Annotated in this window: 10 protein-coding genes and 1 pseudogene; 9 read left to right on the top strand and 2 right to left on the bottom strand. The window is 67.4% G+C overall.

From position 1 onward, the window contains the following. Positions 1-128: 128 nt before the first annotated feature. From GO592_RS28240 to GO592_RS28205, 8 genes and pseudogenes are all read left to right on the top strand, one after another. Positions 129-545, top strand: a complete 417-nt coding sequence (locus GO592_RS28240) for a DUF7144 family membrane protein (RefSeq protein WP_007298492.1) — start codon at positions 129-131, stop codon at positions 543-545. A 12-nt stretch (positions 546-557) separates the two neighbouring features. Next, complete coding sequence (locus GO592_RS28235) at positions 558-2,252, top strand: SulP family inorganic anion transporter (RefSeq protein ID WP_005562087.1); 1,695 nt, start codon at positions 558-560, stop codon at positions 2,250-2,252. A 36-nt stretch (positions 2,253-2,288) separates the two neighbouring features. Continuing rightward, a pseudogene (locus tag GO592_RS28230) lies at positions 2,289-3,625 on the top strand (DUF1254 domain-containing protein). Between the two features lie 132 nt (positions 3,626-3,757). Further along, the gene (locus tag GO592_RS28225) at positions 3,758-4,729 is read left to right on the top strand and encodes a hypothetical protein (RefSeq protein WP_007298494.1); all 972 of its coding nucleotides are present in this window, start codon (positions 3,758-3,760) and stop codon (positions 4,727-4,729) included. A gap of 95 nt (positions 4,730-4,824) precedes the next feature. After that, entirely contained in the window at positions 4,825-6,090 is a 1,266-nt protein-coding gene (locus GO592_RS28220) for an aspartate kinase (protein WP_005248517.1), read from the top strand. 3 nt (positions 6,091-6,093) lie between these two features. After that, on the top strand, positions 6,094-7,125 hold the full coding sequence (locus tag GO592_RS28215; RefSeq protein ID WP_005564633.1) for an aspartate-semialdehyde dehydrogenase: 1,032 nt from the start codon (positions 6,094-6,096) through the stop codon (positions 7,123-7,125). Positions 7,126-7,205: 80 nt separating this feature from the next. After that, positions 7,206-8,324: an alpha/beta hydrolase gene (locus tag GO592_RS28210; protein WP_007298495.1), complete on the top strand. Its 1,119-nt coding sequence runs from the start codon at positions 7,206-7,208 to the stop codon at positions 8,322-8,324. Between the two features lie 93 nt (positions 8,325-8,417). Continuing rightward, positions 8,418-9,083, top strand: coding sequence for a GAP family protein (locus tag GO592_RS28205; protein WP_007298496.1), 666 nt, complete (start codon positions 8,418-8,420; stop codon positions 9,081-9,083). Here the strand turns inward: GO592_RS28205 and GO592_RS28200 are convergent. Both GO592_RS28200 and GO592_RS28195 read right to left on the bottom strand, forming a co-directional pair. Then, positions 9,030-9,956, bottom strand: a complete 927-nt coding sequence (locus GO592_RS28200; protein WP_039951776.1) for a hypothetical protein — start codon at positions 9,954-9,956, stop codon at positions 9,030-9,032. The genes GO592_RS28205 and GO592_RS28200 overlap by 54 nt on opposite strands. Positions 9,957-10,016: 60 nt before the next feature. Then, complete coding sequence (locus GO592_RS28195; RefSeq protein ID WP_039951778.1) at positions 10,017-10,955, bottom strand: formylglycine-generating enzyme family protein; 939 nt, start codon at positions 10,953-10,955, stop codon at positions 10,017-10,019. Positions 10,956-11,055: 100 nt separating this feature from the next. Here GO592_RS28195 and GO592_RS28190 point away from each other — a divergent pair, with 100 nt between their 5' ends. Then, a complete protein-coding gene (locus tag GO592_RS28190) occupies positions 11,056-12,882 on the top strand; it encodes a multicopper oxidase family protein (RefSeq protein WP_039951780.1) in 1,827 nt (608 codons plus the stop codon). Positions 12,883-12,919: the final 37 nt, after the last annotated feature.

Raw genomic sequence — 12,919 nt, 5'->3', positions numbered from 1 at the left:
CTTGCACCCGGCCGATGACGACACATCATCCGTTGCAGATGAGGATCACCCGGTGCGGATGATGCCGATGCCATCGCGAAGTCGCACGATTCGACTGTTCGAGCACATCCTTTCGAGAAGGGCAGGACATGACGACACATCCGGAGTCCAGGACCAACAGCCCTGTCAAACAGGGTTTTGCCGCGGGAACGTCGCTGGCAGCGGCGATATTGCTGCTGACCGTCGGCGTGATCTCCTTTTTCCAGGGCATCGCCGCAGTCGCCTCCGACGACCTGCTGGTCATCGGCGTCGAGTACACCTACCAGTTCGACACCACCGCGTGGGGATGGATCCACATCGTTCTCGGCGTCGTTCTGGTCATCAGCGCGATCGGCCTCATGACGGGCGCCACCTGGGCCCGTGTCGTGGCCGTCTGCATCGCCGCGCTGTCGATCCTCGCGAACTTCCTCTGGCTGCCCTACTACCCGCTGTGGTCGATTCTGATCATCGCGCTCGACGTCGTCGTGATCTGGGCGGTCACCACCTGGGACACCGCCAGGGACTAGGACGATGACGACGTGGTGAGCTCCGCGACCGGCACCTGGCCGGTATTCGGCTCGCTGCAGGAGTATCGGAAAGGATGGGTCAGGCCCGACGTGATCGCGGGCCTGACCGTGTGGGCCGTGCTGGTCCCGGAGGCCCTGGCCTACGCGACCATCGCGGGAGTTCCCCCTGTCGTCGGTCTGTACGCGGCGATACCCGCCCTGATTCTTTACGCGGCGGCCGGCAGTTCCCGGCATCTGGTGGTCGGGCCGATGTCGGCGACGGCCGCCCTGTCGGCTGCCATCGTCGCGCCGCTCGCCGGGGCGGACGGCGGCAAGTACGCCGCCCTGACAGCAGTGCTGGCGATTGCCACCGGCATCGCCGGGCTGCTGGCGGGGCTCCTCCGTCTGGGCTTCATCGCGTCGTTCATCTCGGAGCCGGTGCTGAAGGGCTTCATCGTCGGGCTGGCTCTGACCATCATCATCGGGCAGGTTCCTGCCCTCTTCGGCGTGGAGAAGGAGCACGGCAACTTCTTCGAACAGGCCTGGGGAGTCGTCACCCACCTGGGCGACATCGACTGGGGCACACTCGCCGTCGGCGTCCTCAGTCTCGTCGTGGTTCTCGGATTCAAGCGGTGGCTGCCGCTCGTCCCCGGTTCGCTGCTGGCCGTCCTCCTCGGGATCGCCGCGGTCGCCGTGTTCGGTTTGGACGGTCGAGGTGTCGACATCGTCGGTCACATCGACTCCGGTCTGCCGTCGGTGGGACTGCCGGACGGTGTCGGATTCGACGACTACATCGACCTTCTCGGCCCCGCAGTGGGCGTGCTGCTCATCGGGTTCGCGGAAGGGCTCGGTGCCGCGAAGACGTACGCCGCGAAAGAGGGCTACGAGGTGGACGCCAACCGGGAACTCCTCGGCCTCGGCACAGCCAATCTCGGCTCCGGGCTGTGCTCGGGAATGGTGGTGAACGGGAGCCTCTCCAAGACGGCGGTCAACGGCGGGGCCGGTGCCAAATCGCAGGTCAGCGGTCTCGTCGTCGCGGTCCTCACCGTGGTGACCCTGCTGTTCCTCACCGGACTGTTCGAGAAACTCCCCGAGGCGACGCTCGCCGCGGTGGTCATCGCCGCCGTCATCGAACTCGTGGACATCTCCGCGCTGCGCCGTCTCTACGGGGTGTGGACCGAAAGACTCGGCAGCATCTACGGATACGCCGCGCGTGCCGATTTCGCGGCCGCCCTCGCCGCGATGGTGGGCGTGCTCCTGTTCGACACCCTGCCCGGACTCGTCATCGGCATCGGCGTGTCGATGCTGTTGCTGCTCTACCGGGCGTCGCGTCCCCACGTCGCGGCGCTCGCGAAGGAAGGGTCGCTGTGGGTGGACGCCGAGCGTCACCCCGACCTCCCGACCACACCGCACGTGGTCGTGGTGCGAGTCGAGGCGGGACTGTTCTTCGCGAACGCCGATCACGTCAAGGACCGCATCGAGGACCTGTGCACCGACGACACGCGAGTGGTGGTCCTCGACGCCGAGACGTCGCCGTTCATCGACGTCAGTGCCGCGCAGATGCTCGTGCAGTTGCGGGATGTGCTCGCGCGCCGGGGAATCGAGCTACGCGTGGCGCGGGACATCGGGCAGTTCCGGGACGCGATTCGACACTCGGGTTCGGACTCGACCCCCGTCGACCTCTATCCGACCGTGCGTGAGGCACTCGCGGAACCGGACCGACAGTAGGCGCGGCGGCGGAGCCGCCCATGACAGGAGACAGTAGTGAGTGGAGAATTGCAGGAACTCGCCGCGAAGGCGTGGGTGTACGGATTTCCGCTGGTGTTCGACCTCGACCAGGTGAACCGCTTCGTGTCGGAGGGGATGGGGAGCCTCGACGCGGGACCCTTCAACACCTTCAGCCACGCGCGCACACTCCGGGGCCGCAGGACACGTTCGTCTCGGTCAACAACGACACCATCTACTCGATCGCCCAGACCGATCTCGGCCACGGACCGCAATTGCTGCGAGTGCCGGACGCCGGTGGCGCGTACTACGTGCTGCAATTCGTCGATGCGTGGACCGACAACTTCGCGTACGTCGGCAAACGCGCGACGGGTACTGCGGCCGGCCGTTTCCTGCTGACCGGCCCCGGGTGGTCCGGTGAGGTCCCCGACGGCGCGACGCAGATCGCGTTCCCGACCGCGGTGGGCACCGTTATCGGCCGCTGGGCCTGCGACGGTGAGGCAGACCTGGAGCGGGTGAAGCGACTGCAGTCGGCCCTGACCTTGGAACCCGTCGGCGACCAGGAACCGGCGGAGGGCCTGCCGATACCCGACCCGAACGTCCCCGAGGAACTTCAATTCTGGGAGAAGCTGCGGGTGTACTCGCAGGCGTACCCTCCTTCCGCGCAGGACCTCGTCGCGCAGCAGGCGTTCGCTCCGCTCGGGTTGCTCGAGACCGGGCCGTCGCCGTACCTCGAGGCGCCGCCGGACCTCGCGTCCGTGCTCACGGCCGGAGCCGAGGCCGGGCGCCAATCGCTGACGACCGCGCTGAAATCGGGCGCAGGTAGCGAGGTGGTCAACGGCTGGCAGTTGATGTACCACGCCTTCGACTACAACGACGACTACTTCGAGATCGGCACCCTCGACTCACCCGAGTGGCGCATCGAGGACCGCTCGAAGGCGCTGGGACTGCGGGCCGGCGCCGCGATGGCGGGACTGTGGGGAAACCACGGCTACGAGGCCGCGTACGCGCCGATCTACCACGACAGCGAAGGCAACGAACTGTCCGGCGAACACACCTACACACTCACGTTCGCGCCGACCCCGCCGGTCGACGCGTTCTGGTCTATCACCATGTACGACCTTCCGGAGTTCTACCTCGTCGACAATCCGATCGACCGCTATTCGATCGGTGACCGCACGCCGGGACTGGTGTTCGCGGACGACGGTTCGCTGACCATCACGCTCAGCGCCGTCGCCCCGACCGATCCGGTCGCCCGCGCCAACTGGTTGCCGACACCGGCAGTCGGGTTCCGGCCGATGCTTCGGATGTACAGCCCGAAGCCGGAGGTGTTCGACGGAACGTTCGAGATCCCACCTTTCGTGAGGACCAGGTGATCAGGGGGCGCTGGTGAGCGATCCGATCCGGCTGCTCGTTCCCGACATGATCGGTCTGGTTCACGGCGTCCCTTCCTCTCTCCGATGATTCCGAGTCGGCGGTAGTGTTCGTGCCGATTCGAGGGGGATCGAGTGAAGAAGGTTGCCGCGGCGCTCCTGTGCGCCGTGTTCACGTCCGGATGTGCGCACAGCGTGTCGGGGACTGCGGGGGCGTCGCCGCTGCAGGAACTGACGCCGGAGCAGCAACGGCAGGTCCACGTCGAGGACGCACTCCGCCACGCCGATCCGTGCGGACTGCTCGACGAGGCAGTGCTGCGGGGCGCCGGGACAGTCCAGCAGTACGGGTCCGCCGTCCAACTGCCGTTGTGTTCGGCGCTGATGGTCCGGCCCGGCGGCGCGACCACGTACGTGGAGTTGTCCCTGCTGCCGTCGATGCTGTCCGACGCGGCGCTGACCGGGCCGGACGCGGTCGACGGCGTGACCGTCTATCGAGGCGCGGGCGCCGATCCGACCCGCGGGACGTGCGAGCGCGTCTTCCGGTTGAACCTCGGAACCGACCAGGAGCAGGAGGGGCGGCAGCTGGCGAGCGTCCGCGCCGGAACCGTCGCCGGCCAGGACGCCTGCCCGCTCGCCGACGCGGTGCTCGGCTCGGCGATCGACAGGATGCGGTCGGGACTGCCCGCTCGCGACCCGACGTCCCCGCGTCAGGTGGCGCTCGCGGTCCACGACCCGTGCGAAGTGCTCGACGTGCTGGGGACCACAGCGGGCGGACTTGTCGTCGATCCGGAAGCACCGCCCACCCCGTTCGACTGCGTCCTGTTTCCGAACCCGAATCGGGTGCCCGGGAGCGAGGTGACCGTGTCGTTCACGATGTCGCCGGTCAAGGAAAACCGACCACCCGTTGCCGCCGAGCCGGAGACAGTCGGCGACCGATGCCGGTGGACGAGCCCGATGGGTGAGCCGATCGACGTCACACGGCCCGGAGCGGTAGTCGACGAGTTCACCCGAAGGCTCGGTCACGCGGGTGCAGTCGTCACTGTTCACGGGCCGAACTGCGCGGCCGTGGCGAGGGTCGCGGACGCCGCGAACACGGCGTTCGGATAGGCGGCCGAACGGACTCACCCGGGATCAGATTGGACTCCGCCGGTAAGCTCGACAGCTGGACCAGTACAGATTCATCGACCTGGAGGTAGAAACGCGTGGCTCTCGTCGTCCAGAAGTACGGCGGATCCTCGGTGGCAACCGCCGAGAGAATCCGACGAGTGGCTGAACGGATCGTCGAGACCAAGAAGGCCGGCAACGATGTCGTCGTCGTGGTTTCAGCGATGGGGGACACCACTGATGAGCTGCTCGATCTGGCTCAGCAGGTGTGCCCAGCCCCACCCGCCCGCGAAATGGACATGCTGCTGACCTCCGGTGAGCGCATTTCCAATTCTCTCGTCGCAATGGCAATCCATTCGCTCGGTGCGGAGGCCCGTTCGTTCACGGGCTCGCAGGCGGGCGTCATCACCACCGGTGCTCACGGCAACGCCAAGATCATCGACGTCACACCGGGCCGCGTCCGGGATGCGCTCGACGAGGGCTCGATCGTCCTCGTCGCCGGATTCCAGGGCGTCAGCCAGGACAGCAAGGACGTGACGACCCTCGGGCGCGGCGGTTCGGACACCACCGCGGTGGCCCTCGCAGCGGCCCTCGAGGCCGACGTCTGCGAGATCTACACCGACGTCGACGGCATCTTCACCGCCGACCCGCGCATCGTTCCCGACGCGCAGCGTCTCGAGACGGTGTCGTTCGAAGAGATGCTCGAGCTCGCGGCGTGCGGCGCGAAGGTGCTCATGCTCCGCTGCGTCGAGTACGCCCGCCGATACAACGTGCCTGTGCACGTCCGTTCGTCATACACGACCAAGCCGGGCACCATCGTGTCCGGATCGATGGAGGACATCCCCGTGGAAGAGGCAATCATCACCGGAGTCGCGCACGATCGCGGCGAGTCCAAGATCACCGTCGTCGGCCTGCCCGACACCCCGGGTTACGCCGCGCAGGTCTTCCGCGCGGTGGCCGAGGCGGAGATCAACATCGACATGGTGTTGCAGAACATCTCGAAGGTCGAAACCGGCAAGACCGACATCACGTTCACGCTGCCCACCGCCGACGGCCCGCGCGCCGTCGAGAAGCTGACCAAGCTGCAGGGCGAGATCGGCTTCACGCAGGTGCTGTTCGACGACCACATCGGCAAGGTGTCGCTGGTCGGCGCCGGCATGAAGAGCCACCCGGGCGTCACCGCGACGTTCTGTGAGGCTCTCGCGAAGGCCGGTGTCAACATCGACCTCATCTCCACGTCGGAGATCCGCATCTCGGTGCTCGTCAAGGACGTGGAGCTGGACAAGGCCGTGAAGGCTATCCACGATGCATTCGAGCTCGGCGGCGACGAAGAAGCTGTCGTGCACGCAGGAACGGGACGGTAGATCATGACCACCATCGCTGTCGTCGGTGCGACCGGACAGGTCGGCATCGTCATGCGCACCCTCCTCGAGGAACGGAACTTCCCCGCGGACAAGGTGCGGTTCTTCGCCTCCGCGCGGTCGGCGGGCAAGAAGCTGCCGTTCCGCGGCGAGGAGATCGTCGTCGAGGACGCATCCGCGACGTCCGACGAGGACCTGAAGGGCATCGACATCGCCCTGTTCTCGGCCGGTGCGACGCTCTCTCGTGAGCAGGCCCCGCGGTTCGCCGCGGCAGGCGCCACGGTCGTCGACAACTCGTCGGCGTTCCGCAAGGACCCCGACGTGCCGCTGGTCGTCAGCGAGGTCAACCCGGAGCAGGCGAAGAACCCGCCGAAGGGCATCATCGCCAACCCCAACTGCACCACGATGGCCGCGATGCCGGTGCTGAAGGTTCTGCACGACGAGGCCGGTCTGCAGCGTCTCATCGTGTCGAGCTACCAGGCCGTGTCGGGCAGCGGCATCGCCGGTGTCGAGGAGTTGGTGGGCCAGGCCCGCGCCGTCATCGACGACGCGGAGAAGCTGGTGCACGACGGCAGCGCCGTCGACTTCCCGGCCCCGAACAAGTACGTCGCACCGATCGCGTTCAACGTCCTGCCGCTGGCCGGCTCGATCGTCGACGACGGCAGCGGTGAGACGGACGAGGACCAGAAGCTCCGCAACGAGAGCCGCAAGATCCTCGGCCTGCCCGACCTGCTGGTGTCGGGCACGTGTGTCCGCGTCCCCGTGATCACGGGCCACTCGCTGTCGATCAACGCCGAATTCGAGCGTCCGCTGTCGGTGGAGCGTGCGCAGGAGCTCCTGTCGACGGCTCCCGGTGTGCAACTCGTGGACGTCCCCACCCCGCTCCAGGCCGCGGGCAGCGACCCGTCGCTGGTCGGGCGTATCCGTCAGGATCCGGGTGTCCCCGAGGGTCGCGGTCTGGCACTGTTCGTGTCCGGCGACAACCTGCGTAAGGGTGCCGCCCTCAACACCATTCAGATCGCCGAACTGCTGGTCTGATCTCCCCCCACGTGAGTGGCAAGGTGTGCTTCCGCACGCTTTGCCACTCACGTCTGTTTGTGCGGGTGGATACTGGGCCGATGAGAGTCGTCGGTGCTGCGGTGGCGGCGGTTCTGTTGCTGCTCACCGGTGCGGGCGAGGCGTCCGCGCATCCGGGAATCCTGCTGTCGCAGGAAGAACTTCCACCGGCCGCGGTCCCCACCCAGGCAGGCGACAGCGTCCGGGTCCGCTACTCGACGCTGCGCACCGCGACCGCGGCCGGTGAGTCGACCGGATCGATCTTCCTGCCCCGTGGTGATCCACCCGACGGCGGCTGGCCGGTGGTCTCCTACGCACACGGCACGGTCGGGATCGCCGACCAGTGCGCACCGTCGGTCGCCGGGTTCAACTACGTCGAACTGCCCGCGATCGAACAGTGGCTCGCCGCCGGGTACGCCGTCGTGGCAACGGATTACGCGGGAATCGGCACGGCCGGTGTGAATGCCTACCTCGACGGTCCTGCGGCTGCCGCGAACGCCGTCGACATCGTCCTGACCGCACACGACGTCTACGGCGACGTGCTCAGCGACCGGTGGATCGTCACGGGACTGTCGCAGGGCGGGCACGCGACCTACTTCGCCGCCCACGAGGCCGCCGCCCGGGCACCCGCGCTCGACTATCGGGGTGCCGTCGCCGTGGCGGCGCCGACACACCTCGAACAGCTCTTCCCGGCCGCGGGTCCCGCGATTCCGGCACTGCCGACGACCGGAATCGTGAACTACGCGTTGCTGACCCTCGCCGGCATCGACGACCAGCGGCCCGAGGTCGACATCCGGCGGTATCTGTCGCCGAAGGGAATCGAATTGATGGAGCTGGCGAAGGTGACGTGCAGCCGGGAACTCGGCCGGTACCTGCTCGCCCATCCCACTTCGGTCGGCGACCTGTTCGCGGCGCCCTTGTGGAACGAGCAGTTCCGGGAGCTGTTCCGGGAGATGCAGCAGGTGCCCGTCGACGGCTTCGACCGCCCTCTGCGGGTGGTGCACAGTCTGTCCGACACGTCGGTGCCGATTCCGTTGACGTGGGTGCAGCTCGCCGAGACGCAGCAGCACGGCGTGAACGTCGAATACCAGCAACTCGTCGCCGAGAACCACCGCGAATCATTGATGGCCTCCATGCCGGAGTCCCTCGCGTTCGCGGCGCGCGTGCTGTCCCCCAGGTGAGTGGCAACGCGTACCCGAGCACACTTTGCCACTCACCTGGGTTCACCCGACACGTGCGAGGCGGAGACGACGCCCCCACCCTACGGTTCGGACATGGGCTCAGTCATCGGAGAACTGTTACCGCTCGCGGTAGGTGTCGCGATCTCGCCGATCCCGATCATCGCCGTCATCCTGATGCTGCTGTCGAAGCGTGCGGGCGGTGCGAGCGCGGGCTTCGGTGTCGGCTGGATACTGGGCATCCTCGTCGCGACGGGCATCTTCATGCTCCTCGCCGGCAGCATCGACACGTCCGACTCCGAAGGTCCCTCCGCGACAGCGTCCTGGGTGAAGGTAATTCTCGGTGTGCTGCTGCTCCTGCTCGCGGGACGGCAGTGGAGAAGCCGCAACGCCCACGCGGAGCCACCGAAGTGGATGCAGGCCATCGACGACCTGAACTTCGTGAAATCCACCGGACTCGGATTTGCGCTGGCGGCAATCAATCCCAAGAACCTGCTGCTCTGCGTGTCCGCGGGCGTCGGGATCGGCACGGCCGGCGTGAACGGCAGCGAGCAGGTGGTGGCCCTGATCGTGTACACCGTGCTGGCCGGATCGACCGTCCTCGTCCCGGTGATCGCCTACGCCGTCGCCGCAGACAAGATGCGGGGGACCCTCGACAATCTCAAGGTCTGGCTCCAGGCCAACAACGCCGCGGTGATGAGCGTGCTGCTACTCGTGATGGGCGCCGTCGTCCTGGGCAAGGGTTTCGGCGGCTTGTTCTGACGCGACGGCGTCCGGTCCGCGCAGGTAATGACCGACGTAGCCCTCGTCGAGCGCGATGGCCTTGACGATCACCGCGGAACCCACGATGACGACGGAGAAGACGAACAGCCAGCTGATCGCGGTGAACACCAGGCCGAGCGGCCCGAATTGGTGTTGCGCGGCGGCGGTGATCCGGGGCAGGACGAGACGTCCGCCGACGTGGAGAGCGGTGAGCGCGGCGGCGGTCAGCGCGCCCGTCGCCCAGAGCACGCGACCCTTGAGGGTGCCTATCGTCAACAGGTACGGGCTGAGGGTCCACACTGCCATCCACACCGCGAACTCCCCGGCGACGGCGAGAGGTGGCCCGATGAATCGGATGCTCGTAAGCTCGCTGGCCACGCCGATCGCCGTCCCCGACAGCGCAACGGCGAACAGGACGACGAGCCACCGCCAGGCGTCTCGGAGATTGATCGACGGGACGTTCCAGATCTTTCCGTAGATCCGGGCGAGGGCCCTCGCGAAGGACGTACCGCTGATCGCGATCATCAGCAGACCGACGACCCCGAACGCGGCGAAGGAGGCGTCGGTGGTGTCGACGGTGCCGGACGTGGACGTCAGTTCCGTGGGGTCGAAGCCGAACTGGGTCTTGATGGTACGTGCGGTCACGTTCCAACTGCTCAGCGTCGACGCCGCAATCATCACGGGCAGCACCGACGTGAAGATCCTGGCGGCGAGCGTCATCGACCGGTCGACGAGTTCGATCTCGATCAGCCCGTCGATGACGCGCCGAACGGTACGGCCGGGAGGTGTGCCCTGCAACCAGCCGTTGGCCGTTTCGGTGCGCGCGGCCAGAGCTTCCCTGGCCAGCGCCACAGACAGTTTCGTCGACCGCACACCTCGAGCGAACACCGTTCGGGCCCGCTTGTCATCATCCGCGTCAGGTGAGAACGCCCGTCACGGGCGGATGATGCACCGGAACCCGATATGGCACGTCGACGTCTCCTCGGTGTCACCCTGCCGGGCCGAGGGTCGGTAGCGCAGGCAGTAGTTGGGCGCGCAGAGATGCGAGCCGCCCTTGATCACGCGGCGCGCGTAGGGCTCGTCCGGGTTCTCGGCGCGTGCCGTGTCGACTCTCGGGTTGGTCGGAATGCAGCAGGAACTGGTGGGTGCGACGTTCTTCCCGCTCTCGGAGTGATCCACCGTGAAGTAGTCGGTGGTCCATTCCCACACGTTGCCGGCCATGTCACTGAGGTCGTAACCGTTGGGCCGGAAATGGCCGACCGGCGACGTCCCGGCGTAGCCGTCCTCGAGGAGGTTCTCCCACGGGAACCGTCCCTGCCAGACGTTCCCGCCGGGCCTGCCGCCCGGTTCGTGCTCCTCGCCCCACACGAATGGCTTCCGGTCCAGGCCGCCGCGGGCCGCGAACTCCCATTCGGCCTCGGTCGGCAGGTCCTTGCCGGCCCACTCCGCGTAGGCGCGGGCGTCGAACCACGACACGTGCGTGACGGGATGGCGTTCGCGTCCGCCGACGTTGCTGCCCGGACCCTCGGGGTGCCGCCAGTCCGCGCCCGGGGTGAACGACCACCAGCGGGTGTAATCGTCGAGCGGGACGGGTCCCGGTGTCGGGATGAACACCAGCGAACCGGGCACGAGCAGAGCCGGATCCGCGCCCGGGTACTGCGCGGGGTCGGGGGCGATCTCGGCGGTCGTGACGTGACCGGTGTCCTTCACGAATCGCCGGAACTCGGCGACGGTGACCTGGTGCGTGTCCATCCAGAACCCGTCGACGGTCACCTGGTGGACGGGCCGTTCCTCGGGGTAGAAGTCCTCCGAACCCATCCAGAAGGTGCCCCCGGGGATCCACGCCATGTTCTTCGGAGCTGCACCAGTCATGGGGTCAGACTGGCACGACGACGGCCGCCGTGCGAAGGGACGTCCCGTAAACCCGGTGAGAGGGGCAACGGTTGCGGTACCGTCGGCTACTCGATTCACAATGTTGTTCTCACCGTGCAGGGGGCTCCTCCGAATGGATGGACGGATTCCGCGTAGGTCGTTCGTTCGTGGACTGGCGCTAACGGCCGGGCTGGGGACGGTCGGGGTGGGATCGGCGAGCGCGTACCCGTTCGGGATCGATCCGCTGCGGCCGTTCGTCTTCTCCTCGCCGCCGCTCCAGCCGTTCCGGGAACAGTTGCCTCCGTTGCCGATGGTGGGTGGGAGCTCCGTCGAGGTGCACGCGAACAGCACGACGCACGTGTTCCATCCCGACCTGCCGGCGTCCCCGGCGCTCGGCTACGGCGGCATGGACTACCTGGGCCCGACGATCGAAGCCCACGTCGGCGAACGGACCTCACTGACCTACCGCAACGACATCGCGAGCAACCCCCTCGCCGCCGACGTCGACACGCGGATCCACGGCGTGAGCGAGCAGGACCGCACCCAGGTGCCGACGTCGCTGCACCTGCACGGCGGACGGACGCCCCCCGAGTTCGACGGACACCCCGAGGACACGATGCGGCCCGGGCAGGGGATGGTGCACGAGTTCCCGAACCGGCAGGAGGCCTGCGCGCTCTGGTATCACGACCACGCGATGGGCGTCACCCGGCTCAACATCTACGCCGGGCTGGCAGGCATGTACCTGCTGCGCGACGAGTACGACACCGGTGGGACCGGCAACCCGCTCGGTCTGCCCTCGGGGGAGTTCGAACTTCCGCTGGTGTTGCAGGACAAGAACTTCACCGACGACGGACGGCAGAGTGTCCGGTCCAACCCGCTGAACCCGCAGGGCAGCTGGGAGGCAGCCACACCCGGTGACGTGGGGGTGGTGAACGGCAAGGTGTGGCCGGAAATGTCGGTGGCACGGGGCCTGTACCGCCTGCGGATGGTGAACGCCGCATCGTTCAGCGTGTGGAATCTGTTCTTCGAGAACCGGATGAGGTTCTGGGTGATCGGCGCCGAGGGCGGGCTGCTCGACGCGCCGGTCGCCACCGAGCACGTCCGGCTCGGACCCGGCGAGCGGGTGGACCTCCTCGTCGACTTCGGGACCCTCGCACCCGGCACGACGGTGGAACTGCGTAACGACGAGCCGATTCCGGCGCAGGTCGCGCAGCGCGGGGTGCAGATCATGCCGCGGTTCTGCCGGTTCCGGGTGGGGACCGCCGCCGGGTTCACCGGTGGCGTGCCGGAGACTTTGCGGGGCGCGAGCCGTGGTCTCGCCGTCCTCCCGCCCGTCGCGCGGCCGTCGGTGGTGCGCAACGTGTCGGTGATGCAGCTCGCGCAGGGTCTCGGTCAGCCGTCGCCGCTGATGTCGCTGAACAACCTGCGTTACACGACCGATGACATCGAGATGCCCCGGCAGGGGACGGTCGAGCAGTGGAACATCGTCAACGTCACGCCCGAACCGCATCCGATCCACCTGCATCTGGTGACGTTCCGGGTGGTCGGGCGGCAGGCGATCGACACGAACGCGTTGATGCAGGCCGTCCCGGTGCCCGCGGTAGGGATGCGGTGGACGCCGTCGGCGGACCCGTTCGTGCTCGGGCCGAAACTGGCGCCCCAGGTGTGGGAGTCGGGGTTCAAGGACACGGTGATCGCGGACGCGAACTCGATCACCCGGATCGTCGTCCGGTTCCCGACCGCCGACGAACTCGGCTTCGACCCGGACGCCACGTTCGGGATGTCGGCGCACACGATGGATCACTCCGAAGGCGGCCACGGCCACATGGAGCAGTCGTCGCATCCCCTGCAGGGCTACGTGTGGCACTGCCACATGCTCGATCACGAGGACCACGACATGATGCTGCGGTACCGCCTGGTGCCCTAGGCCCGTGAGTACTTATTAACCGCCGGACGTTAATAAA

It is taken from the genome of Rhodococcus sp. 21391 (genome assembly GCF_016772255.1).
Classification (GTDB): domain Bacteria; phylum Actinomycetota; class Actinomycetes; order Mycobacteriales; family Mycobacteriaceae; genus Rhodococcus_F; species Rhodococcus_F opacus.
Note: the sequence above shows the minus strand (reverse complement) of the source record. Positions and strands in the feature narration are given on the sequence as shown.